At 65.6% G+C, this 24,990-nt stretch carries 19 protein-coding genes; 7 read left to right on the plus strand and 12 right to left on the minus strand.

Annotated features, from left to right (window positions below; genetic code table 11):
• Positions 1-56 precede the first annotated feature (56 nt).
• Together OKW43_RS22575 and OKW43_RS22580 are read right to left on the minus strand one after the other, a co-directional pair.
• On the minus strand, positions 57-398 hold the full coding sequence (locus tag OKW43_RS22575; protein WP_187635229.1) for a hypothetical protein: 342 nt from the start codon (positions 396-398) through the stop codon (positions 57-59).
• A gap of 117 nt (positions 399-515) precedes the next feature.
• The gene (locus OKW43_RS22580; RefSeq protein ID WP_187635230.1) at positions 516-1,220 is read right to left on the minus strand and encodes an arylesterase; all 705 of its coding nucleotides are present in this window, start codon (positions 1,218-1,220) and stop codon (positions 516-518) included.
• On the opposite strand from OKW43_RS22580, the gene OKW43_RS22585 reads away from it, so the two are divergent.
• Positions 1,219-1,908: an ABC transporter ATP-binding protein gene (locus OKW43_RS22585; protein WP_429449937.1), complete on the plus strand. Its 690-nt coding sequence runs from the start codon at positions 1,219-1,221 to the stop codon at positions 1,906-1,908. The two genes, OKW43_RS22580 and OKW43_RS22585, sit on opposite strands and share 2 nt — an antisense overlap.
• 132 nt (positions 1,909-2,040) lie before the next feature.
• Here OKW43_RS22585 and pgi read toward each other — a convergent pair whose 3' ends face one another.
• The 3 genes from pgi to OKW43_RS22600 form a co-directional block, all read right to left on the minus strand.
• Complete coding sequence (gene pgi, locus OKW43_RS22590; RefSeq protein WP_429449939.1) at positions 2,041-3,663, minus strand: glucose-6-phosphate isomerase; 1,623 nt, start codon at positions 3,661-3,663, stop codon at positions 2,041-2,043.
• A gap of 187 nt (positions 3,664-3,850) precedes the next feature.
• Complete coding sequence (locus OKW43_RS22595) at positions 3,851-5,491, minus strand: NAD(P)H-hydrate dehydratase (RefSeq protein WP_429449941.1); 1,641 nt, start codon at positions 5,489-5,491, stop codon at positions 3,851-3,853.
• Between the two features lie 114 nt (positions 5,492-5,605).
• Positions 5,606-6,901, minus strand: coding sequence for an FAD-dependent oxidoreductase (locus OKW43_RS22600; protein WP_429449943.1), 1,296 nt, complete (start codon positions 6,899-6,901; stop codon positions 5,606-5,608).
• A gap of 316 nt (positions 6,902-7,217) precedes the next feature.
• Here OKW43_RS22600 and purL point away from each other — a divergent pair, with 316 nt between their 5' ends.
• Both purL and OKW43_RS22610 read left to right on the plus strand, forming a co-directional pair.
• Complete coding sequence (gene purL, locus OKW43_RS22605) at positions 7,218-11,300, plus strand: phosphoribosylformylglycinamidine synthase (RefSeq protein WP_429449945.1); 4,083 nt, start codon at positions 7,218-7,220, stop codon at positions 11,298-11,300.
• Between the two features lie 194 nt (positions 11,301-11,494).
• On the plus strand, positions 11,495-12,823 hold the full coding sequence (locus tag OKW43_RS22610; RefSeq protein WP_429451765.1) for an IS4 family transposase: 1,329 nt from the start codon (positions 11,495-11,497) through the stop codon (positions 12,821-12,823).
• An 84-nt stretch (positions 12,824-12,907) separates the two neighbouring features.
• Here OKW43_RS22610 and OKW43_RS22615 read toward each other — a convergent pair whose 3' ends face one another.
• From OKW43_RS22615 to OKW43_RS22635, 5 genes are all read right to left on the minus strand, one after another.
• Positions 12,908-13,687 carry a peptidylprolyl isomerase gene (locus OKW43_RS22615; RefSeq protein ID WP_429449947.1) on the minus strand — a complete coding sequence of 260 codons (780 nt, stop codon included), beginning with the start codon at positions 13,685-13,687 and terminating at the stop codon, positions 12,908-12,910.
• A gap of 10 nt (positions 13,688-13,697) precedes the next feature.
• Complete coding sequence (locus tag OKW43_RS22620) at positions 13,698-14,009, minus strand: BolA family protein (protein WP_187635237.1); 312 nt, start codon at positions 14,007-14,009, stop codon at positions 13,698-13,700.
• A 1-nt stretch (position 14,010) separates the two neighbouring features.
• The gene (locus tag OKW43_RS22625; protein WP_429449949.1) at positions 14,011-14,541 is read right to left on the minus strand and encodes a septation protein A; all 531 of its coding nucleotides are present in this window, start codon (positions 14,539-14,541) and stop codon (positions 14,011-14,013) included.
• A 161-nt stretch (positions 14,542-14,702) separates the two neighbouring features.
• Positions 14,703-15,125 (minus strand): peptide-methionine (R)-S-oxide reductase MsrB, encoded by a 423-nt coding sequence (gene msrB, locus OKW43_RS22630; RefSeq protein ID WP_429449952.1) that lies wholly within the window; start codon positions 15,123-15,125, stop codon positions 14,703-14,705.
• 75 nt (positions 15,126-15,200) lie between these two features.
• Positions 15,201-16,757 (minus strand): protein adenylyltransferase SelO, encoded by a 1,557-nt coding sequence (locus tag OKW43_RS22635; protein WP_429449955.1) that lies wholly within the window; start codon positions 16,755-16,757, stop codon positions 15,201-15,203.
• A 231-nt stretch (positions 16,758-16,988) separates the two neighbouring features.
• Here OKW43_RS22635 and OKW43_RS22640 point away from each other — a divergent pair, with 231 nt between their 5' ends.
• The 3 genes from OKW43_RS22640 to OKW43_RS22650 all read left to right on the plus strand — a co-directional run bounded on the left by OKW43_RS22640 (position 16,989) and on the right by OKW43_RS22650 (position 22,259).
• Positions 16,989-18,674, plus strand: coding sequence for a 3-(methylthio)propionyl-CoA ligase (locus tag OKW43_RS22640; RefSeq protein WP_429449957.1), 1,686 nt, complete (start codon positions 16,989-16,991; stop codon positions 18,672-18,674).
• Between the two features lie 168 nt (positions 18,675-18,842).
• Positions 18,843-20,933, plus strand: coding sequence for a 3-hydroxyacyl-CoA dehydrogenase NAD-binding domain-containing protein (locus tag OKW43_RS22645; protein WP_429449959.1), 2,091 nt, complete (start codon positions 18,843-18,845; stop codon positions 20,931-20,933).
• A gap of 147 nt (positions 20,934-21,080) precedes the next feature.
• On the plus strand, positions 21,081-22,259 hold the full coding sequence (locus OKW43_RS22650; RefSeq protein ID WP_429449961.1) for an acetyl-CoA C-acyltransferase: 1,179 nt from the start codon (positions 21,081-21,083) through the stop codon (positions 22,257-22,259).
• Positions 22,260-22,303: 44 nt separating this feature from the next.
• Here OKW43_RS22650 and OKW43_RS22655 read toward each other — a convergent pair whose 3' ends face one another.
• Both OKW43_RS22655 and OKW43_RS22660 read right to left on the minus strand, forming a co-directional pair.
• A complete protein-coding gene (locus tag OKW43_RS22655) occupies positions 22,304-22,810 on the minus strand; it encodes an LEA type 2 family protein (protein ID WP_429449963.1) in 507 nt (168 codons plus the stop codon).
• A 67-nt stretch (positions 22,811-22,877) separates the two neighbouring features.
• Positions 22,878-23,270 (minus strand): hypothetical protein, encoded by a 393-nt coding sequence (locus OKW43_RS22660; RefSeq protein WP_429449965.1) that lies wholly within the window; start codon positions 23,268-23,270, stop codon positions 22,878-22,880.
• Between the two features lie 178 nt (positions 23,271-23,448).
• Here OKW43_RS22660 and OKW43_RS22665 point away from each other — a divergent pair, with 178 nt between their 5' ends.
• A complete protein-coding gene (locus OKW43_RS22665; RefSeq protein WP_429449968.1) occupies positions 23,449-24,954 on the plus strand; it encodes a PLP-dependent aminotransferase family protein in 1,506 nt (501 codons plus the stop codon).
• The last annotated feature ends 36 nt before the right edge of the window (positions 24,955-24,990 follow it).

The raw sequence follows: 24,990 nt of genomic DNA on the forward strand, positions 1-24,990 counted from the left end.
ACAAAGAAAAGCCCCGCAGATGCGGGGCTTTTTTGTCTACAGCCCGAGCGACAGCTTCAAAGACAGCCGCTGATCGCACTGGTGGCGTTGCTGCCGCCAGCGCCGCTAGCGCGGAAACCGACCCACGTGCCCCTGCCGCTATACGACGGACGGACCACCGCGGCCGCGCCGTTGGGCGGTTGCTGGCCCGGGACGTAGACGTCCATTGCCTGATCGTTGGCAAGCGTATTTTGCAAGACCACCTGTTGTTGCGAGCTATCCGCCCATTTCTGCGCAATGCAGGTTGCGACGGCGCGAGGCGGCTGCTGGCTTTGACCGACCGACTGAACGCCGGCCGGCGGTTGAGCCGCGCAGGCCGAGATGGCGACGGTCAAAGCGATTAACGGTAAATATTTCAACGTTATCTCCTCAGAAGTCGCTCACGAATGAGCCGGGTGGCACGGGATTCGAATGTATCGAATGTGTCGGCGATCCGTGCTCCCCCAAGTTCCGGAAACAAGTCGTTAGCAGGCTTTTCAGTGCGGCGAACTTGTGCGAAGGAGTGGCTTGACAGCGGGCCACACGTTGTTGAGTAGCAGCGGCTGTGCCTGCTGCGTCGGGTGGAACTGATCGGCCTGGAACATGTCCGGTTTGTCCGCGATGCCGGCGAGCAGAAACGGCACGAGTGGCAGATGGAACTCCTTCGACAACTGGCCGTATAGGCCGTGGAACTTTTGCGTATAGTCAGGGCCGTAATTGGGCGGCACGTACATGCCGATGAGCACGACCTTCGCGTGGCCTTGTTGCGCCTGTTCGATGATCGTGCGCAGGTTGTCCTCGGTCGTGGAGAGCGGCACGCCGCGCAATGCGTCGTTGGCGCCGAGCTCGACGATTACGATGCTCGGCTTCAGCCGTTCCATCAGCGCGGGCAGACGCGCGCGTCCGCCGCTCGTCGTGTCGCCGCTGATGCTCGCATTGGCGACGCTATAATCGATCCGCTCCTGGGCGAGCCGCTGACGCATCAACGCGACCCAGCCCGTATCGCGGGGCAGACCGTACTCGGCGGAGATGCTGTCGCCGAGTACGACGATTACCGGCTTCGCGGGTTCGGGCGCATTTGCCGCGTGAGCCTGCAACGGTAATGAAACCAGCGCGGCGGCCATCATGGCCGCACCGAATGCCGCAGTCAGCGCCGCGGCGCGAGGGGCGATGGCGCGCACTTTCAACCTACGCTTCACCATGCCAAACAGAACTGATCCAGTCATTGAAGTGCGGGGTTTATGCAAGAAGGTTAAGGATGCGACGGGCGAACTGACGATTCTCGATCACATCGATCTTGCCATCGATGCCGGCAGCAGTGTGGCGATCGTCGGTGCATCCGGCTCGGGCAAGTCTACGCTGCTCGGCTTGCTTGCCGGATTGGACAGCGCCAGCGCGGGCTCGGTTCGGCTGCTCGGCCGCGAACTCGGCGAGCTCGACGAAGACGGGCGCGCCGCGTTGCGCAGCGGCGCGGTCGGTTTCGTGTTCCAGTCGTTTCAATTGATGCCGCATTTGACCGCGCTCGAAAACGTCACGTTGCCGCTCGAGCTGCAAGGCGGCATCGGCACACGCGAGGCCGCCGCGCGTGCGCGCGAGCTGCTCGTACAGGTCGGGCTCGCGCAGCGTACCGGTCATTATCCGAAGCTGTTGTCGGGCGGAGAGCAGCAGCGCGTGGCGCTCGCGCGCGCGTTCGTCACGCGCCCGGCGATCCTGTTCGCCGACGAACCCACCGGCAGTCTCGACGCGGCCACTGGGCACGCGGTCATCGATCTGATGTTCGAGTTGAATCGCGCGCATGGCGCGACGCTCGTGCTTGTCACACATGACATCGAACTCGCGCGCCGTTGCGATACGACGGTGACGATCGAAGCGGGGCGGCTCGCTGGATGATCTAACGGACCGCAGTCTTGCGCTCGCATGCCTCGAGCTGCCGTCGTCGAAGCAAAAACAAAGCGGGCCGTAGCCCGCTTCAGGTTTCCAGTGGCCGCTATCGCGCGCTACTGCGCATTTCAAACTGCCAACTCAGCGCGTTAACGCAGCGCGCGCCCGCGCGATCAACGCCGAGGTCGACGAGTCATGCTTCTTCACGTCGGCGCTTGCCGCGCCCAGATCCGCCTCGACCACCTTGCCGAGAATTTTGCCAAGCTCGACGCCCCACTGATCGAATGGGTTGATGTTCCACACCGACGCCTGCACCAGCACCTTATGCTCATAAAGCGCGATCAACGCGCCGAGCGTGCGCGCGGTCAATGCGTCGAGCAGCAGTGTCGCGGTGGGGCGGTTGCCCGGGAACGTGAGGTGCGGTGCGAGTTCCGGCTTGTCGGGGCCGGCCACCTTCATCGCTTCTTCAAGCGTGCGGCCCAGCATCAACGCTTCGCTCTGCGCGAAGCAGTTCGCGAGCAGCTTCGGATGATGGCTCGCGAGCGGATGCTCGGGCGTCAGCACCGCGATGAAGTCGATCGGCACGATCGTCGGGCCCTGGTGCAGCATCTGAAAGAACGCGTGCTGACCGTTCGTGCCGGGTTCGCCCCATGTGACCGCGGAAGTCGCATAGTCGACCATCGCGCCGTCGAGACGCGCGGACTTGCCGTTGCTCTCCATTTCGAGCTGCTGCAGATACGACGGCAGGAATTGCAGCGCCTGCGAATACGGCGCGACCAGATAGCTCTGCGAGCCGAAGAAGTTGCGATACCAGATGCCGATCATGCCGAGCAGCACCGGCAGGTTCCTGTCGAGCGGCGCGGTGCGGAAATGCTGGTCCATTTCGTTCGCGCCGGCGAGCAGTTCGTCGAACTGCTGCGGGCCGATCGCGATCATGATCGACAGACCGACGGCCGACCACAGCGAATAGCGGCCACCGACCCAGTCCCACATCTCGAACACGTTCTCTTTCGCGATGCCGAACTTCACGACCTCGGGCGGATTCGCCGACACGCCGACGAAGTGCTTTGCAAGCGCGCTTTCCGGGCAGCCGTTCTTGATGAAAAAGTCGCGCAACGAGCGCGCATTGGTCATCGTTTCGAGCGTCGTGAAGGTCTTCGATACGATGATCGCGAGCGTCTGTTCGGGATCGATCTGCTGCATCACGTTGTACAGATCGGCGCCGTCGACGTTAGACACGAAGTGCGTCGAGATCTCGGGCGTCGCGAGATGATGCAGCGCGTGCACGACCATCTTCGGCCCGAGATCCGAGCCGCCGATGCCGATGTTCACGACATGGCGAATCCGCTTGCCGGTGTAGCCGGTCCATGCGCCGCTGCGAACCTGTTCGGCGAACCCGGCCATTTTCTTACGCTCGGCCTGCACTTCGGTGAAGAACGGCGCGTTCGGGTCGGTTGCGCGCAATGCGGTGTGCAGCGCGGCGCGACCTTCGGTCGGATTGACGACTTCGCCCGCGAACATCGCGTCGCGGCGCTTTTCGACGCCTCCTTCGCGTGCGAGTTGCACGAGCAGCTGCAGGGTTTCGTCGGTGATGCGGTGCTTCGAGAAATCGGCTGAGAGACCGCCGCCCGCGAACGTCAAGCGTTCGGCGCGGGTGGGAGCGGGATCGTTCTCGGGGGCGAACCAGTCGCGCAGATGCGCATTGCGAATCGTGTCGTAATGCGTCTGCAGCGAGGACCAGGAGGGGAGCGAGTTCTGGGTCATAGCGTCCGTCTAACCAAGGGGCACGAAGGAAGGTGCGCGCATCAAGCTCTGACGCGCGGCGCAGGCAATCAGTATAGCGGGGATGCGTGACGGGCAGCGGTGCGTTGCGCGCGTTCGCCATGATTGGGCTGGCGATGTTTCAGCCGTGTGAACTGGTGATGCGAACAACCCGCGCGCGATACGTCCGTCAAGCGACCGTCGCCGGATAGAACAGCCGGTTCAACAGGGTACGCACCATCGGCGCCAGCTCGCCGGCCGTCAGACCCGCGGGGCCGTGGCCTTGCTCGCTCAGCGTATCGGCGGCAAGACCGTGCAGATAGACGCCCGCGAGCGCCGCCTCGTAGCGAGGCAGGTGCTGCGCGAGCAGCGCGCCGATGATGCCGCCGAGCACGTCGCCGGTGCCGCCCGTCGCGAGCGCGGCGTTGCCGGTCGGGTTCAGCGCGAGGCGGCCGTCGGGCGCGGCGATGAGGGTGCCGGCGCCCTTCAGCACGACGATGCTCGCAAAACGCGCGCCGAGCGCGCGGGCGGCCGCGGGCCGGTCGCGCTGCACGCTCGCCGCGTCGCTGCCGAGCAGGCGCGCCGCTTCGAGAGGATGCGGCGTGAGGATGCACGGATCGCCTTGCACGCCGCGCGCGGTGACTTCGGCGGCGAGCGCGGGATCTTTGGCGATCAGGTTCAGCGCATCGGCATCGAACAGTTTCGGGACGTCGAGCGGCAGCACGTCGTGCAGTACGCGCGTAGCACGTTCGCCATGCCCCATGCCGCAGCCGATCGCAAGTGCGTCCATCGAATCGAGCGGCAGCGTGTCGATCGGATGCAGCATCAGTTCAGGGTGCGGCGGATCGTAGGGCGGGGCACCTTCGCCGAGCAGCGCGACGTGCACCTTGCCCGCGCCGGTGTAGAGCGCCGCGCGCGCCGCGAGGATCGGCGCGCCGCACATGCCGGTGTCGCCGCCGACCACCGCGAGGCTGCCAAAGGTGCCCTTGTTGGTCGCGAAGTCGCGCGGGGGCATGAACGGGCCAAAGAGCCCTGGGGCGCTGAGCTGCATCGCGGCACGCGGGCCGCCTGTGCCGGCATCCGGGCTGCCGTCGTCATCGATCCCCGCCGCGAGTCCGATCGGTGCGACCGTCACCCGGCCGGCGAGGTCGCGGCCCTGGGCGGTGAAAAGCCCCGGCTTCGCCCCGATGAACGTGATCGTGTGCGTCGCATGAACCGCCGTCGCCGCGTTGCCGCCGATCACCGCGCCGGTGTCGCTGTCGAGCCCGCTCGGCACGTCGAGCGCAAGCACGGCGCCTTGTGTCGGGCGCGTCTTCGTGCGCTGCGACAACTGCCGCGCGAGTGCCGCGAACACGCCATCGAGCGGCCGCGCGAGGCCGATGCCGAACATGCCGTCGACGAGCCAGCCATAGCCGTCGAGCGAGGCCGGCGGCGCCGCGTCGATCGGCACGCCGGCAGCGCGTGCGGCCTCGAGCGCCCAGCGCGCGTCGGCGGGCTTCACGTCGGCCGGCATGCAGACTTCGACGGCGACGCCGGCCTTATGCAGTTCGGTCGCGACGACCAGCGCATCGCCGCCGTTGTTGCCGGGGCCGGCGATCAGCCACACGCGCTGCTGCGATTTCGTCACCGACGTATCGGCGGCGATTCGTTCGAGCAGCCAGCGCGCGGCCGCGAGGCCGGCGCGCGCCATCAGCGTATGTTCGGGCAGCGTCGCGGCGGCCTGGGATTCGGCGATCCGCAAATCGGTCAGCGTCAGCAGCGGCAGCGCGCGCGGCTGCGAGTCGGTCAGCGGATCGAACAGGGTGGGCAGCGAGTTTTCTGCGTCTGGCATGGCGAAGCCTGGCGGTGCGCCCGTGGCACGGCGGGCAGACTTTGGAATCGCTATGGTAGTGCCGAAACGCGCACGGCGTGCGGCTGTTTCGGTTCAACAGGAGCGCGCGAGGCCTTACTGGAACCGCTGCGGCCGCAACGCCGCGAGCGTGTCCGGTGGCAGCGTCGGCGTCTGTCCCGACATCAGCTCGGCTACGAGCTTGCCCGCGCCGCAGGCGAGACCCCAGCCGGCCGGGCCATGCCCGACGTTGACGAACAGCCGCGGATGCAGCGCGTTGCCGATCACCGGCAAGCCATCGGGCGACAGCAGTTTCACGCCTTCCCAGGGCAGCGCCGCCGAAATGCGCGCCGCGCCCGGAATCCAGTCGTGGGTCGCCTGGCCAAGCAGCGCGAGCGCCTCTTTGGTCAGCGCTTCGCCGAGCGGCTTGTCGATCTGGCTGGCGCTTTGCAGCACCGCGCCGCCCGCGATCCGCAGCCGATGGTTCATGCGGCTGATGCCGATGCGCTTGACCGCATCGACGATCGCGACGTGCGGCGCGCATTCCTCGTGCGCGATCGGTGCGACCAGCGTATGCAGCCGCAGCGGATGCAGCGGCAGCCTGAGCCCCGCGCGCTCGAGCAGCGCGAGGCTGCCGTAACCGGCCGCGACCACGACCGCGTCGGCCTGGACCACGTCGATTTCGCGCGAGCGGGGCGCGCCGTCGCGCGGCGCGAGTTCGACCGCCGCACGCTGGCTCTCGAGCCGAATGCCTGTCACTTCACAGTTCGCCATGAACTGCACGCCGCCCAGCGTATCGAGCACCTGTTTGACGAGCTTCGTGAAGAGCGGACAGTTGGCGGTGCGCTCGTGCTCGAACCGCACGCCGCCCGCGAATTCCGGGTCGGTGGGCACCGCGTGCTCGAACGCCGCGCATTCCGCCGGGCTCAGCACGTGATGCGGCACCTCGAACTGGCGCAGCAGATCGAGTGCGGCCGCGCTCAGCTCCCATTCGTGCGCGGCGCGCACGAGATACAGGAGCCCGCTCGCCTGTTCGAATTCGAGGCCGAAGCGGGCTTCGACGTCGGCCATCGCATCGCGCGAGGATTCGATTAGCGGCCGCAGCAGCGCGTATTGGCGCGCGAACGCCCCGGCTTCCTGCCACTCGCCGAGCTGCTTGATGAACTGCCGCGCGGCGCCGTTGAAACCGGTCTTGCTGATCACGCCATTTTTCGCGTTGTAGCGGCTCGCCATGAACGTCGGGCCGAACCAGACGTCGAGCGGCGTCGGCAGCACGGTGCCGCCTTGCCCATAGGTGGCGCCTTGCGCGACGGTCGCGTGACGCTCGACGACGCATACCCGGTGGCCGGCCGCGCGCAGGTGATAAGCGGTGGCGACGCCCGCTATCCCGCCGCCAATGACGATGACATCCATTGCTCTGATTCGATGTGCCGACGGGCCGCTCGCGCGCGTTCCCGTTGGCTGTGACATGCGGCGCCCCGCCGGGTGAAGCCCTGGCCGCGTGCGCCGATCTGGTGAAACGCGAATGATAGCAGTCAAAACACCCGCGCGGCGACGCGACGGGCAGCGCGGCGAGGGCGCGCGGGGCCGGGCGCTGTCGGCCGCCCACGCACCCGGGAGCCCGCTGGAAGCCAGTTCCCGGGGTATAATCCCGGACTTCCTTTCCGCCTCACGTCGCCTGCATGCGCGGGGCTCTCCGGCATCAATGAGCGACGCAACGTCAAGTCCCATGGCCCACTTCTCGTGTTTCCCCGGCGCTTCGGCCCTTTCCGATTTCCGTCAAACCCGCCTGCTCGACACACTCACGCGCATCAACGCGAATATCACCGGCGTGCGCGGGCAGTATCTGCACTTCGTCAACGCCCAGACCGAACTGTCCGCTGAAGACCGCGCGAAGGTCGAGGCGCTGATGCACTACGGCAATCCGTTCGAAGCAGGCAACGAGCGTGGCACCGTCGAGACCTTCCTCGTCGTGCCGCGCTTTGGCACCGTGTCGCCGTGGGCCAGCAAGGCAACCGACATCGCGCATCTATGCGGCCTCACGCAGGTGCGCCGCATCGAGCGCGGCGTCGAATACACGGTGACACTGAAAAGCGGCCTGCTCGGCGGCAGGAAGACGCTGTCCGACGAAGCGAGTGCGGCCGTCGCCGCGGCGCTACACGACCGCATGACCGAGAGCGTCGTGCCGTCGCGCGACCATGCGCTGCATCTGTTCGACGAACTGCCGGCCAGGCCGCTGCAAACCGTCGACGTGCTCGCGAGCGGCCGCGCCGCGCTCGAAACCGCCAACGCGGAACTCGGCCTCGCGCTCGCCGGCGACGAAATCGATTATCTGGTCGACGCGTTCACGAAGCTCGGCCGCAATCCGACCGATGTCGAGCTGATGATGTTCGCGCAGGCCAACAGCGAACACTGCCGCCACAAGATCTTCAACGCGGACTGGACGATCGACGGCGAAAAGCAGGACATGTCGCTGTTCAATATGATCCGCAACACCGAGAAACTGAATCCGCAGGGCACGATCGTCGCGTATTCGGATAACTCGGCGATCATGGTCGGCGGCATGGCCGAGCGCTGGTTCCCGCGCACGCCGGCGCAGCTCGGCGCGAGCGAATTGCCCGAGCACTATGGCCGCAGCGTCGAGCTCACACACACGCTGATGAAGGTGGAAACGCACAACCATCCGACCGCGATTTCGCCGTTCCCGGGCGCCGCGACCGGCGCTGGCGGCGAAATCCGCGACGAAGGCGCGACCGGACGCGGCGCGCGTCCGAAGGCCGGTCTCGCGGGCTTCACGGTATCGAACCTCGAACTGCCGGATGGCGTCGAGACATGGGAAAACGCGCGCGATACCGCCCAGCCGCTCGCACAGCGCAATCCGGCCGACCAGCACGAAGCGTATGGCCGCCCGGACCGCATCGCGTCGCCGCTGCAGATCATGATCGACGGCCCGCTCGGCGGCGCCGCATTCAACAACGAATTCGGCCGGCCGAATCTCGGCGGCTACTTCCGCACCTACGAGCAGAACGTCGCGGGCCTCGTGCGCGGCTATCACAAGCCGATCATGATCGCCGGCGGCATCGGCAATATTTCCGACCAGCACACGCACAAGCACGATCTGCCGGAAGGCTCGCTGCTGATCCAGATCGGCGGTCCGGGCATGCGCATCGGCATGGGCGGCGGCGCCGCGAGCTCGATGGCGACCGGCACCAACACGGCCGAGCTCGATTTCGACTCGGTGCAGCGCGGCAACCCGGAAATCGAGCGGCGCGCGCAGGAGGTCATCAACGCGTGCTGGCAACTCGGCGACAAGAACCCGATCCTGAGCATTCACGACGTCGGCGCGGGCGGTCTGTCGAACGCGTTCCCCGAGGTGGTGGACGGTGCAGGCAAGGGTGCATTGTTTGAACTGCGCAAGATACAGCTCGAAGAGAGCGGCCTGTCGCCGCGCGAAATCTGGTCGAACGAAGCGCAGGAGCGCTACGTGCTTGCGATCGCGCCGGCCGATTTGCCGGTGTTCGAGGCGATGTGCAAGCGCGAGCGCTGCCCGTTCGCGGTGATCGGCACGGCCACCGCCGAGCGTCAACTGAAGCTGATCGACGCCGAACAGCCGGAAGGCGCGCACCAGCCGGTCGATATGCCGATGGAAGTGCTGCTCGGCAAGGCGCCGCGTATGCACCGCGACGTGAAGCATGTCGAGCGCAGACTCGAACCGGTCGACGTGACCGGCCTCGCGCTGCAGGACGTCGCGCAGAGCGTGCTGCGTCATCCGACGGTCGCGAGCAAGTCGTTCCTGATCACGATCGGCGACCGCTCGGTCGGCGGTACGACCGCGCGCGACCAGATGGTCGGTCCGTGGCAGGTGCCGGTGGCCGACGTCGCGATCACGACGATGGACTACGCAGGCTTCAGCGGCGAAGCGATGACGATGTCCGAGCGCACGCCGCTCGCCGTCATCAACGCACCGGCCTCTGGCCGTATGGCGGTCGGCGAGGCGATCACCAACATCGCGGCGGCGCCGATCGCGTCGCTCGACAAACTCAAGCTGTCGGCCAACTGGATGGCCGCGTGCGGCGCGCCTGGCGAAGACGCCGCGCTCTACGACACGGTCAAGGCGATCGGCATGGAACTGTGCCCGGCGCTCGGTATCGGCATTCCGGTCGGCAAGGATTCGCTGTCGATGCGCACACGCTGGGAGGAGAGCGGCGTCGCGAAGGAAGTGGTCGCGCCGGTGTCGCTGATCATCTCCGCGTTCGCGCCGGTCGAAGACGTGCGCCGCCATCTGACGCCGCAACTGAAGCGCGTGAGCGAAGTCGGCGAGTCGGTGCTGATCGCGATCGATCTCGGCCGCGGCAAGCAGCGTCTGGGCGGCAGCATCCTCGCGCAGGTCACGCAGCAGGTCGGCGACACAGTACCGGACGTCGACGATCCGGAAGATCTGAAGCGCTTCTTCAACGCGATCCAGGCGCTCAATCGCGACGGCAAGCTGCTCGCGTACCACGACCGCTCGGACGGCGGTCTGTGGGCGACGGTCTGCGAAATGGCATTCGCGGGTCACGCGGGCGTGTCGCTGAACGTCGATATGCTGGTGCTCGACGCGCATCACGAATCCGATTACGGCGACGCGAAGGACTGGGCGAAGCAGACCAGCGGCCGCCGCGAAGACCGCACGCTGCGCGCGCTCTTCAACGAAGAACTGGGCGCCGTCGTTCAGGTGCGCACGGCCGATCGCGACGCGGTGCTCGCCGCGCTGCGCGAGCATGGTCTGTCGGCGTGCTCGCACGTGATCGGCAAGACCAGCGAGCGCGACCTGATCGAGATTTATCGCGACGCGAAGAAGGTCTACGAAGCGCCGCGTGCCGAACTGCATCGCACGTGGAGCGAGGTGAGCTGGCGCATCGCGCGTCTGCGCGACAACCCGGCTTGTGCCGACGCCGAATACGACGCGCTGCTGGATACGGCCGACCCGGGCATCACGCCGGTGCTGAGCTTCGATCCGGCTGACGATGTCGCCGCGCCGTTCATTGGCAAGGGCGCTCGTCCGCGCGTCGCGATCCTGCGCGAGCAGGGCGTGAACTCGCATCTGGAGACGGCCTATGCATTCGATCGCGCCGGCTTCGATGCGCACGACGTGCACATGAGCGACCTGCTGGCGGGCCGCGCGAACCTCGCCGATTTCGCGGGCGCGGTCGCGTGCGGCGGCTTCTCGTACGGCGATACGCTGGGTGCCGGCGAAGGCTGGGCCAAGACGATCCGCTTCAATGCGCAACTGGCCGACATGTTCGCCGCGTTCTTCGGTCGTGACGACACGTTCGCGCTCGGCATCTGCAACGGCTGTCAGATGATGAGCAGCCTCGCGTCGATGATCCCCGGCGCCGAAGCATGGCCGAAGTTCACGCGCAACAAGTCCGAGAAGTTCGAGGCGCGTTTCTCGCTCGTCGAGGTGCAGGCATCGCCGTCGATGTTCTTCGCCGGCATGGAAGGCTCGCGCATTCCGGTCGCGGTCGCGCACGGCGAAGGCTTTGCGGATTTCTCGCAGCAGGGCGACAGGTCGAAGGTCGCGGTCGCGATGCGCTATGTCGATCACCGTGGTCAGGCGACCGAGCAGTATCCGTTCAACCCGAACGGTTCGCCCGAGGGCATCACGTCGGTCACGACGGCCGACGGCCGCTTCACGGTGCTGATGCCGCACACGGAGCGCGTGCATCGCACGGTGCAGATGAGCTGGCATCCGCAGGGCTGGGGCGAGATCGGCACGGATGCGAGCCCATGGCTGCGCGTGTTCCAGAACGCGCGCCGCTGGCTCGGTTGATGAGTCGAGGGGCTGCCACCCGCGTGCGGCGGCTCCTGTTTTGCGGCAGCCACGCACGCCGCCGCTGCAAATCTTGCAGCAACAAAAAAGCCGCCCACGGGCGTAATGCCGTTCAGTTAAGCGACTGAACGGCATTTTTGTTTTTGGCGCAAACCGGTTGTAAACGGGACGCGGCGATGTTAACTTTCATCGCCATGCTGGTCGATGATCTGCGCCTCCTTGTTGAATCCCGGCCGCCGCTCGATTGGGGCCGGCTGGGTCAGCATCTGCCGTACGAATGGATCGAGTATGCAGTGCAGGCCAGTGGCAGTGCCAGCGTACGTCGGCGTCGGCTGCCCGCGCAACAGATCGTATGGCTGGTGATTGCGCTGGCGTTGTACCGGCACCAGTCGATCAGCGAGGTTGTCGATGAACTGGACCTTGCGTTACCTGTGGCCGATGCGTCGTTTGTCAGTAAGAGCGCCATCACCCAGGCGCGGCAGCGCGTCGGCGCGGCGCCACTGGCGTGGCTGTTTCACGAATCAGCCAGAAACTGGGTTGCGCAGGATCAGGACCAATACCTCTTCAAGGGATTCTCGCTGTTCGCGATGGATGGCACCACGCTGCGCACCGCCGACAGTGCCGCCAACCGCAGGCATTTCGGCGCCTCGGCCGCCGCCCATGGCCGCATTGGCAGCTATCCGCAACTGCGCGCGGTAACGCTCACCGCGCTTGCGACGCATCTGGTGCGTGATGCTGTGTTCGGTCCTTACGACATCAACGAGATGGTCTCGGCGCGTGAACTCATTCCTCGCGTGCCAAACAATTCCATCACCGTATTCGACCGGGGGTTCATGTCGGCCCAGCTCCTGTGCAATCTGGTCTCGGGCGGCGAGAACCGGCATTACATCATTCCGGCCAAATCCAATCTGCGATGCGAGGTCGTGAGCGGGCACGACGGCGACCAGATCGTACGAATGCGAGTCTCACCGCAGGCCCGCACCAAATGCCCGGATTTGCCCGAATCCTGGCAAGCGCGCGCCGTGCTCGCCGTGGATGCAAGTGGGCGGCAACGGACACTGCTGACGTCCCTGACTGATCGAAGACGGTTCAAGGCTGCCGACATCGTGTCGTGCTACGAGCGTCGCTGGCAGATCGAGACCAGCTACCACGAGTTCAAGCAGTCGATGCTGGGCATGGAGCTGACCCTTCGCAGCCAGACCGTGGAAGGCGTCTATCAGGAATTCTGGGGCGCGCTGATCGCCTATAACCTGATACGTCTGGAGATGGCCAAAGCCGCACTGGCGGCCGGACATGCACCCGATGAACTGAGCTTCATCCGCGCGTTCCACACCATTCAGTACGAGATGAGCTGGGCGGCCGTGACGCGCTCGTACGGCAAACTGCCCGCGCTGCTCAAGCGCCTGCGTGAGCGGCTCAAACAACTTCCCAATGAGAAACGGTCCGGGCGCAGTTGCGCTCGAACCGTCAAAACCCGACCGTTTCGTTACACCGTTCGAGTCCTCAAAAGAGACCTTAACTGAACGGCATTACGCCCACGGGCGGCTTTATCGCATTCATGCTTCAGAGCCAGACGGACTATCAGAAGATAATCTGCCCGCCGACCTTTACTGAATCTTCGCGTTCTTGCGCAGATTCTCTTCGAACGCCTGCAGCTTTTCCTGCTGGATCTGCTGCACGATCTGCGCGCGCACCTGCTCGAGCGGAGGCGGCGTGACAGCGCGGATGCCATCGACACGGATGATGTGCCAGCCGAATTGCGTATGCACCGGCGTGTCGGTCATCTGGCCTTTCTGCAGATGCGTGGCCGCGTCCGCGAATTCAGGCACGTAGGCCTTCGGGTCCGACCAGTCGAGGTCGCCGCCGTTCTTGCCCGATCCCGGGTCCTTCGAGTACTGCTTGGCCAGAGCCTCGAAGCTTGCGCCGGCCTTGATCTTCGCGATCAGATCCTTCGCCTGCTGCTCGTTGTCGACGAGGATATGGTGCAGGTGATATTCGTTGCCGCCCGCATCCTTGACGAGCGCGTTGTAGCGCGCGGTGACTTCGGCATCGGTCGGCTGGTTGGTCTTCACGAAGTCTTCGATCAATGCGCGCAGCATCACGGTTTGCTGCGCGACCGCGATTTGGGCCTTGACGTCCGGACGATTCGGTAGCCCGCGACGCAGGGCTTCCTGCATCAGGATTTCGCGGTTCACGAGCTCTTCGCGCACGGCCTGCTGCAGTTGCGGCGTGTCCTGCTGTCCCTGATGAACCAGTTGCTGGATCAATGCATCGGCGCGCGACTTCGGAATCGACGTACCGTTGACGACGGCGATGTTCTGTGCGAATGCAGGTGCGGCCGCGAACGCAGCCAGCAATACCCAGAGGCGGGTTTTCTTCAAGGTCATCGAAAGGTTCCTAGCGAGGCAACAAAGCAAATTCTTCGGGCGTATACGCCGTGATGGCAAGGGCATGAATGCCGCGCTGCATGGCATCGGCCAGCGCATCATACACCATGCGATGCCGCGCCACGCGGGGCTTGCCGGCAAACGCGACGGCCACGATCGTGACACTGAAATGACCGCCGGCCGACGCGCCGGCATGGCCCGCGTGCTGCGCACTGTCGTCGGTGATGCGGATCGACTCGACGGGCGCGAGCGCGGCCGCGAGGCGCGCTTCGATCAGCGCGGCGCGCTCGGCGGTGGTGGCGTGCATAAACAGGTCGCTCATGTCATTCCTCCTTCATGTACTTCGACAGCCACAGGCTCTGTCCGACGATGAACACGAGCAGGCAGCCGGTCGCGCCGAACAGTTTGAAATTGACCCACTGATCGGTCGTGTAGTGATACGCGACGAACAGGTTCAGCAGACCGAGCAGCACGAAAAACACCGCCCAGATCCGGTTCAGCTTGCCCCAGATCGCGTGCGGCAGCGTGATCTGCTTGCCCATCATCGCTTCGATCAGGTTCTTGTCGAAGCCGAGCTGCGACACGATCAGCGCGACCGAAAACGCCCAGTACAGCACGGTCGGCTTCCATTTGATGAAGGTGTCGTTGTGCAGCACGAGCGTCGCGCCGCCGAATACCACGACGACGCCGAGGCTCACCCACAGCATCGGATCGACCTTGCGGTGGCGGAAAGCCACCCACGCGATCTGCACCAGCGTGGCGACGATCGCCACTGCCGTCGCCGTGAAAATGCCCCAGATCTTGAAGGCGACGAAGAACAGGATGATCGGGAACAGATCGAACAGGAATTTCATTATCTGGTCGGGAAGTCGGAGAGTGAGTCGAACAGTGAAGCGCGCCCGATTGGCGTGCAAGGTGCGGCGCCCGCTGGCGAGCGGAACTGCCGCATTGGAAGGGCGCCGCGCGCGGTTCGCGCCGCGGCGCCCGAGGCGCGAAGGCCTGCTGCCGCGCCGCGTTACTTGGGCTCGAATTGTAACGCAGCCGAATTGATGCAGTAACGCAGACCGGTCGGCGCGGGGCCGTCCTCGAACACGTGGCCCAGATGCGCGCCGCAGTTCTTGCACTGCACCTCGATGCGCAGCATGCCGTGCGAGCGGTCGGTCTTCTCGGCGATCACCTCGCCGTTGATGGGCCGGAAGTAGCTCGGCCAGCCGCAGCCGGCGTCGAACTTGGTGTCCGATTCGAACAGCGGCGTGCCGCAGCACACGCAGTCGTAGACGCCGCGTTCCCAGTAATCGTTGTAGCGGCCCGAGAACGGGCGCTCGGTGGCCGCGTGGCGCGTCACCTGGTATTCGATTTCGGACAGCTCTTCGCGCCACTCGGCATCGCTTTTCTGTACGGCTGGCGCGTCATGCTTGAGATCGTCGGGGTTGCTCATGGTCGGGTTCCTGTCTCGGGTTTGTCTCGGTGCTTTCTCGCGGGGCGGCCGTGGCGATTGCGCCGCACCGGCGCGTCATGACGAACAGCTCACCTCCAGCGAGTTCGCCCAGTCGGGCGGCAGGCCCGCATACGATGCGTATTCGGGCTGCTCGTCGAACGGATGACGCAGCACGGCCGCGAGCCGTTCGAGTTCGGAGAAATCCTTCTGTTTCGCGCGTTGGATCGCCGTTTCCGCCAGATGGTTGCGAAGTACGAATTTGGGGTTGACGCGATTCATTGCAATGGCGCGCGTGGCGTCGTCGCGTGGCTCTTCGGCGAGCCGCGCGCGGTACTCGATCGCCCACGCGTCGAAGGCGGCGCGATCGAGGAACAGGTCGCGCACCGGCGCATCGCCGCTCGCGTCGTGTTTCGACAGGCGCGCGAGATTGCGAAACGTCAGCGTGAAATCGGCGCGGTTCGCGTGCATCACTTCGAACAGCCGGTTCACGAGTGCGTCGTCGCCATCGCGCGTCTGTTCGATGCCGAGCTTCGCGCGCATGCGGTTTTCGAGCGCCGGCGCGAAGCGCTCCCTGAAGCCGGCGAGCAGGTGCTGCGCATCTTCGACCGCCTTGTCGGCGCGCACGCTTTCGTCGTGCTTCTCGCCGAACAGCGGCAGCAGGCCCTGTGCGAGGCAGAAGAGGTTCCAGTACGCGATTTGCGGCTGCAGCCGGTACGCGTAACGGCCCTGCGTATCGGAGTGATTGCAGATGTGGCCGGCGTCGAAGCCATCCATGAAGCCGAACGGGCCGTAGTCGATCGTCAGGCCAAGGATCGACATGTTGTCGGTATTCATCACGCCGTGACAGAAACCGACGGCCTGCCAGTCGACCATCAGATCCGCGGTGGAGCGCACCGCTTCGGCGAGCAGCGCCAGATACGGATCGTCGGCCTCGTTGCAATGCGGATAGAAGCGCTCGATCACGTGATCGGCCAGCGCGCGCAACGCGTCGACGCGATCGTTCGCATAGAAGTGCTCGAAGTGGCCGAAGCGCACGAAGCTCGGCGCGACGCGCGTGACCACCGCGGCGGTTTCGATCGTCTCGCGCCGCACCGGCTGGTCGGAGCCGATCACGCACAACGCGCGCGTGGTCGGAATGCCGAGATGATGCATCGCCTCCGAGCACAGATATTCGCGGATCGACGAGCGCAGCACCGCGCGGCCGTCACCCATGCGCGAATAGGGCGTGCGGCCCGCGCCTTTGAGCTGCAATTCCAGACGCTCGCCATCGTGTTCGAGCTCGCCGAGACAGAGCGCGCGGCCGTCACCGAGCTGGCCGGCCCACACGCCGAACTGATGGCCCGAGTACACCGACGCATAGGGCAGCGCGTCGGCTGGCAAGCTGCGCGTCGCGTTGCCGCAGAACAGCTCGACGAAGCCCGGATCACGCTCGATGCGCTCAGGCATCCCGAGCCGCGCGGCGGCCTCGGCCGAAAAGCCGACCAGGTAGGGCGCGTCGAGCGGCGCGGCGGGCAGGCGCGTGAGGAACGAGCCGCCGAGGCGCACGAACGCGTTGGATGGGGGAGTGGCGAGTGTGTTCGAAAGATCCGTCAAAGCTGCGGATAGCCCTGCAATGCTTGGGGAAAACGACATGTTGAGCGCCTCTGGATTAACCGATATTGTAAGTCGGCGCCCGCGGCGCTGCTGGCCGGCCGGCTTTATCGCTCGACCTGCTGCCGCGTTCGTCGCCGCCACGCTCTTCCGCCCCGCGCTTCATCGCACGTTATCCGTTTCTCGATCGCGTACCCAGCCAGACTCGACCCAACCCCGACCCAACCCCGACCCAACCCCATCGACACCGACAAGCCGAGGAGACCCCGCCTTATGACGACGCCGCTGCTGGGCCAGATGATGGACGTGCCGCTGACCGTGTCATCGTTGCTTGCGCATGCCGCGCGGCATTTCGGCAGCACCGAGATCGTGTCGCGGCGCATCGAAGGCGATCTGCATCGCTACACGTACCGCGATTGCGAGACGCGTGCGAAACAGCTCGCGCAGGCGTTGCTCGCGCTCGGCGTCGAACCGGGCGAACGGGTCGCGACGCTCGCGTGGAACGGCTACCGGCATCTCGAAGCGTATTACGGCACGACGGGGTTCGGCGCCGTTTGTCACACGATCAACCCGCGGCTTTTCCCCGACCAGATCGCCTACATCATCAATCACGCCGACGACGCGTACGTGTTGTTCGACACGACGTTCGCCGCGCTCGTCGACACGCTCGCGCCGCAGTGCCCGCGCGTGCGCGGCTGGATCGCACTATGCGATGAAGCGCATCGGCCGCCGATGCAAACCGCGGATGGCCGGCCCCCCGTGCTGTGCTACGAAACGCTGATGGACGGGCAGGACGGCCGCTTCGACTGGCCGGCGCTCGACGAGCGCCAGGCGTCGTATCTCTGCTATACGTCGGGCACGACCGGCAATCCGAAAGGCGCGCTGTATACGCATCGCTCGACGGTGCTGCACGCGTTCGGCGCGGCGTTGCCCGACGCGATGAACCTGTCGGCGCGCGACGCGGTGCTGCCCGTCGTACCGATGTTCCATGTCAACGCATGGGGCCTGCCGCATGCGGGGCCGCTCGCCGGCGCGAAGCTCGTGTTTCCCGGCAAGGACCTCGACGGCAAGTCGCTGTACGAACTGATGGAGAGCGAACGCATCACGTGTTCGGCTGGCGTGCCGACCGTCTGGCTCGGTCTGCTCAACTACCTGCGCGAAACGGGCGCGAGGTTTTCGTCGCTCGAGCGCACGGTGATCGGCGGCTCCGCCTGTCCGCCCGCGATGCTGCGCGTCCTGGAGGACGACTACGGCGTGCAGGTGATCCATGCATGGGGCATGACGGAGATGTCGCCGCTCGGTACCTTGTCGAAATTGACGTGGGAGCAGAGCCAGCGGCCGCTCGCCGATCGGCGCAAGCTGCTCGAAAAGCAGGGCCATGCGATCTATGGCGTCGATATGAAGATCGTCGGCGAGGATGGCCGCGAGTTGCCCTGGGATGGCGTCGCGTTCGGCGATCTGCACGTGCGCGGGCCGTGGGTGATCGACCGGTACTTCCGCAAGGAAGACTCGCCGCTCGTCGACGGCTGGTTCCCGACCGGCGATGTCGCGACGATCGATCCCGACAGCTTCCTGCACATCACTGACCGCTCGAAGGACGTGATCAAGTCGGGCGGCGAATGGATCAGCTCGATCGAAGTCGAGAACGTCGCGGTCGCGCATCCGGCGGTCGCGGAAGCCGCGTGCATCGCGTGCGCGCATCCGAAGTGGACCGAGCGGCCGTTGCTCGTCATCGTCAAACGCGCGGGGCACGACGTCACACGCGACGAACTGCTCGCGTTCTACGACGGCAAGGTCGCGAAGTGGTGGATTCCCGATGACGTGGTGTTCGTCGACGAACTGCCGCACACGGCGACCGGCAAGCTGCAGAAGCTGAAACTGCGCGATCTGTTCCGCGACTACGTGCTGCCATCCGCGCTCGAAGACAGCCGCAACTGTCCGCTGACGCCAGAGGCTTAGGGGAAACCCTGCCTCGCAATAAATTGAACGTTCGTGCTTTTTTGGTGTATTGTGCCTTCTAACCCGGAACCGTCGCTTTAAAAACCCTGACAATGAGCAGGTTCGATGAACCGGACGGGCGGCGCACCATGCGCCGCCTCAATGCATGAATCGCATGGAGGCACGCAGATGGCAGTGGACTACACAACTCATGACGGCGTGGCCGTTCTCACGCTGAACAATCCGCCCGTCAATGGGCTCGGTCTGTCGACGCGAGCGGGGATTGTCGAAGGACTCGAGTGCGCGCAGAACGATCCGGCCGTCAAGGCCATCGTGCTGACGGGCGCGGGCAAGGCCTTTTCGGGCGGCGCCGACATCGCCGAATTCAATACGCCGAAGGCGACCCAGGAACCGACGCTCGCGACCGTCATCAAGACGGTGGAAGGCAGCGCGAAGCCGGTCGTCGCGGCGATCCACAGCGTCGCAATGGGCGGCGGCCTCGAACTGGCGCTCGGCGCGCATTACCGCGTCGCCGCGGCCGGCGCGCAGATCGCGCTGCCCGAAGTGAAGCTCGGCCTTCTGCCCGGTGCGGGCGGCACGCAGCGTCTGCCGCGCGCGATTGGTCTGGAAGCGGCACTGAACATGATCGTGTCGGGCGCGCCGGTGCTCTCCGAAAAGCTCGCCGATTCGGGTCTGTTCGACGAAGTCGTCGCGAATCCCGCCGAACTGGCCGAAGCCGCGCTCGCGTTCGCGCGCAAGGTCGGCGCCCAGGCAGGCCCGCATCCGAAGCTGCGCGAGCGCAAGATCGAGCATCCGAACGCGGCCGGTTTCATCCAGTTCGCGCGCAATAGCGTCGCCGCAATCGCGAAGAACTTCCCGGCGCCGCTTCGATGCATCGACGCGGTCGAAGCCGGTGTGAAAGACGGCTTCGACAAAGGCCTCGCATTCGAGCGCGAATGCTTCATCGCGCTCGTGCAGACGCCGGAGAGCCGCGCGCTGCGTCACGCGTTCTTCGGCGAGCGCGCGGCGAGCAAGATTCCCGACGTGCCGTCCGATACGCCCGTGCGCGATATCAATCAGGTGGCCGTGATCGGTGCCGGCACGATGGGCGGCGGCATCGCGATGAACTTCATCAACGCGGGCATTCCGGTTACGCTGCTGGAAACGAAGCAGGAAGCACTCGACCGCGGTCTCGCGACGATCCGCAAGAACTACGAGGCGACCGTCAACAAAGGCAAGCTGAAACCCGAGGTGATGGAACAGCGCCTCGCGCTGCTGAGCTCGACGCTGTCCTACGACGACCTGAAGCACGCCGACCTGATCGTCGAAGCCGTGTTCGAAGAGCTCGGAGTGAAGGAGCAGGTGTTCCGCCGGCTCGATGAAGTCGCGAAGCCCGGTGCGATCCTCGCGTCGAACACGTCGACACTCGACGTCGACAAGATCGCCGCGTTCACGAAGCGTCCGCAGGATGTGGTCGGCATGCACTTCTTCAGCCCGGCCAACGTGATGAAGCTGCTCGAAGTCGTGCGTGGCAAAGAGACCGCGAAAGACGTGCTCGCCACCGTGATGAAGCTCGCGAAGAAAATCAAAAAGACCGCGGTGGTGTCGGGCGTGTGCGACGGCTTTATCGGCAACCGGATGATCGAGCAGTACGTTCGTCAGGCGCTCTTCATACTCGAAGAAGGCGCGCTGCCCGCGCAGGTCGACCGCGCGATCGAAAAGTTCGGCTTCGCGATGGGTCCGTTCCGCATGAGCGACCTCGCCGGTAACGACATCGGCTGGGCGATCCGCAAGCGCCGCTATCTGGAACACCCGGACATGCATTACTCGAAGATCGCCGACCGTCTGTGCGAGATGGGCCGCTTCGGCCAGAAGACCGGCGGCGGCTGGTACGACTACAAGGCGGGCGATCGCACCGCGTATCCGTCGGGCGTGGTCAACGCAATGATCGGCGAATACTCGAAGGAAGCCAACGCCGAGCGCCGCAACATCAGCGACGAGGAAATCGTCGAGCGTCTGGTGTTCGCGCTCGTCAACGAAGGCGCGAAGATTCTCGACGAAGGCATCGCATCGAAGGCGTCGGACATCGACATGGTCTATCTGACCGGCTACGGCTTCCCGCTCTATCGCGGCGGCCCGATGCTGTACGCGGACATGGTCGGACTTTACAACGTCGAGCGCGCGATTCGCCGCTATGCGGCGCGACCGAACGGCGACGCGTGGAAGCTCGCGCCGGGCATCGCGAAGCTGGCCGCCGAAGGTCGCGGATTCAACGGCTGAGAACCGCTGATTTCAGCGCACGGACCGAATGGTGCGGACTCCTCCCGCATCGCTTACATCAAACGACAGAGGCGGCGCGCAGAGGCGCTTTTGGACGCACGGCAAAGCGCCGGCGCGCCGCTTTCGACATTGCATTTGGAGACAGGCATGACTGACGCCGTAATCGTATCCACCGCCCGCACTGGCCTCGCCAAATCGTGGCGCGGCGGCTTCAACATGACGCACGGCGCGACGCTCGGCGGCCACGTGACGCAGGCCGCGGTCGAGCGCGCCAAGCTCGACCCGGCGCGCATCGAGGACGTGATCATGGGTTGCGCGAATCCTGAAGGCGCGACGGGCGGCAATATCGCGCGGCAGATCGCTTTGCGCGCGGGCTTGCCGGTCAGCGTGCCGGGCATGACCGTGAACCGTTTCTGCTCGTCGGGATTGCAGACGATCGCGCTCGCGTCGCAACGCGTGATCGCCGGTGAAGGCGACGTGTACGTCGCGGGCGGCGTCGAGTCGATCTCGTGCGTGCAGAACGAGATGAACCACCACATGATGACCGACGGCTGGCTCACCGAGCACAAGCCGGAAATCTACTGGTCGATGCTGCAGACCGCCGAGAACGTCGCGAAGCGCTACTCGATCTCGAAGGAGCGTCAGGACGAGTACGGCGTGCGCTCGCAGCAGCGCGCGCACGCCGCGCTCGAAGCCGGCAGGTTCAAGAATGAAATCGTGCCGCTGACGGTGCTCGCGGGCGTCGCCGACAAGGCGACCGGCCGTCTCTATACGAAGGAAGTGACCGTCAGCGGCGACGAAGGCATTCGCGCCGACACGACGCTCGAAGGCGTGTCGAAGATTCGCACCGCACTGCCGGGCGGCGTGATTACCGCGGGCAATGCGAGCCAGTTTTCGGACGGCGCATCCGCTTGCGTCGTGATGAACGCGACGCTGGCCGAACGCGAAGGGCTGCAGCCGCTCGGCATTTTCCGCGGCTTTGCGGTGGCCGGCTGCGAACCCGATGAGATGGGCATCGGCCCGGTATTCGCGGTGCCGAAGCTGTTGAAGAAGGCCGGCCTCAAGGTCGAGGACATTGGCCTGTGGGAACTGAACGAAGCGTTCGCGGTGCAGGTGCTCTATTGCGCCGACAAGCTGGGTATTGCGCACGACCGCCTGAACGTGGACGGAGGCGCGATCGCGGTGGGTCATCCGTATGGCGTGTCGGGTGCGCGGCTGGTCGGCCATGCGCTGATCGAAGGCAAGCGGCGCGGCGTGAAGTTCGTCGTCGTGACGATGTGCATCGGTGGCGGGCAGGGCGCGGCAGGCTTGTTCGAGATCGCGTGAGTCGGGTGCGCACGCGCCTGATATAGCGGGCGCCGCGTGTGTGCCTACTGCGACGCAATGCCCGGCAGCGTCAACATACCCTGATCGACGAAGCGCGTCGTGCCGGTCAGGCCGCCCGCGAGTTTGCCATGCAGCCGGTACGGGACCTGCCCGGACTGCGCGATGCCCGCAAGCCCGAGCGCCTGCCGAACCGCGGCGAAAGCCGGCACGGTCAGCGGCACGGTGACGACGGTTTCGCCAAAGCGCGGCACGGTGCCGCTCTGGTCGCTGACGCCGCTGGCGAACGGCTTGCCGTTCAGTTCCAGATCGAGCGACACGCCGTTGAAGCTGACCGCGGAGTCATTGGGATTCTGCACGCGCAGGTTGACGTTGAAGCGCATCTCCATGCCCTGGCCCGCGATCGGCTCGATGCCCGCCACGTTGACGCGCAACGGGTCGGCGCCGAACAGGCCCGCGCAGCCAGCGAGTGTCAGCGTGACAGCGACGACGGCGGCGAACAGGCGCCACACACGTGAGACCCGGCCCGGCAGCAGCGCGCGAAAGAATGACATGACCTGCACCTGAGGAAGCGGGTTGGTCAGGCATTGTAACGGGCCACGTGGCGTGCGCAGCGACGTTTCAGGCCGCGCGCCGCCACCGTGTGCGCACGGCGACTGCGAGACGCCGAACCGCTTGCAGAATGAAACCGCGCGCGCGCCATTCTGCGCGTGCAGGCATCACGATGAACGCGGCGCGATCGGCCAGCGTCGCGCGGATCGACACGACGCCACGTTGCGATGTCATAAACCGCTCGCCTTCGTGCAATGTGAGCGACGTGAGCGGGGCGTCGTTGCCGAGCCAGGCCAGCGAATGATCGCGGAAGACGAGTTGCAATGCACCTTCGACCGCGATGATCGAACTGCGGGCGCGCAAGTCGTGCAGGGCCATCTGTCCGGCGGCAAGATGCGACGCCGCGGTGTAATCCAGTTCTGCACCGGGTAAACAGCGATCGTGGTATGGACGCACAGGCATGACCGATTCCTTTAAACCGTCTTCGTGTCACACAGCTTAGGGAATCGGTCCAGATGAAAACAGCCGCAGGTGTCGACAATCTGAACCGGTACAGCGGTGCGTTTCGTCACGCTGTATCGGTCCGGATCACGTCGATGTGTATCTGTCGCCGCGCGCGAACTATCCGCACCATCGGCTCATGAGCGAACTCCTCTTCACCCCGCAAGCTCCGTCGACGGACCGGCCAACCGAACGCCAGCCGCTTTACCGGCAACTGGCCGATCAGTACCGCCGCGCGATCGGCAACGGCGTGCTGCGCCCGGGCGACCGCATGCCGTCGATGCGCGCGTTCATGCAGCGCCACGGCGTGAGCCTCGCGACCGCGACCGAGAGTTATCGCGAACTGGAGCGCGCCGCGCTGATCGACGCCCGGCCGCGCGCCGGTTATTTCGTACGCATGCCGTCGACGGCTGCGCTGCCCTGCGCCGCCGAGCCCGATCTCGCGATGCAGCCTGGCGCCGCCGCGCAGTTCGTCGGCATTCACTCGGAGATATCCGCGCTGGTGTCGAAATTCCAGCGCAATCCGCACGCGCTGAATCTCGGCGGCGCGACCGCGTCGCCCGATCTTTATCCGACCGATGCGTTGCAAAAAGCCGCAGTGCGCGCGTTGCGCCGGCGGCCTACCTTGCTGACCGCCGTCGGGCCCGATCAGGGTGATCCGGCGTTGCGCGCGATCATCGCCCGGCGCGCACTCGAGGCCGGCAGCCAGATCGGCGCGGACGACATCATCATGACGCACGGCGGCGTCGAAGCGATGAATCTCGCGTTGCGCGCGGTGACACAGCCGGGCGACACCGTCGCGGTCGAATCACCGTGCTTCTTCGGTTTGCTGCAGGCGCTCGAAAGTCTCGGTCTGCGCGCGCTCGAAATTCCGACCAGCCCGAGCACCGGCCTCGCGATCGAGGCGCTGGCGTTCGCGCTGCACACGCATCCCGACATCAAGGCGGTCGTGGTGGTGCCGAACCTGCAAAACCCGCTCGGCAGCGTGATGCCCGACGCGCACAAGGCGAGCCTCGTCGAACTTTGCGCGCGCGCCGGCATCGCGCTGATCGAGGACGATCCCTACCGCGAGCTGGTGGAGTCCGCGCAGCCGCCCCGCTCGCTGAAGGCGTGGGACACCGATGGCACCGTGATCCATTGCACCTCGTTCAACAAGACGCTGGCGCCTGGCATGCGCGTCGGCTGGATCAACGGCGGCCGGTGGCATCCGCGCATCGGCATGCTGAAGTTCGCGCAGTCGCGCCACAACGAGCAGTTGTCGCAAGTCGTGCTTGCCGGGTTCCTGGAGACAAGCGCGCACGAGCGCCATTTGCGGCGTTTGCGCGAGAGCTTGCAGCTGCAGCGTGAGCGGATGGCCGCGGCGGTGGCTGCATCGTTTCCCGACGGCACGCGATTCACGCCGCCGCGCGGCGGGATGTTTTTCTGGATCGAATTGCCGCGTGAGGTATCGTCGGCGGCTTTTTTCGATGCCGCGTTGGATGACGGGATTCGCATCATGCCCGGCACGGTGTTTTCGAACGCGGGGCGTTTCGACCACTTCATCCGGCTCAGCTGTCCGAGTGCGGATCTGGATCTGACCGATGAAGCGGTGCGCCGGCTGGGGCGCCTCGCGGCACGGATGGCGGTCCATGCGCCAACGCGATAGCGGGTATCATTTCCTGCCGAAGGCGACACATGCGCC

It is taken from the genome of Paraburkholderia sp. WC7.3g, from assembly GCF_050436345.1.
Lineage (GTDB): Bacteria > Pseudomonadota > Gammaproteobacteria > Burkholderiales > Burkholderiaceae > Paraburkholderia > Paraburkholderia podalyriae.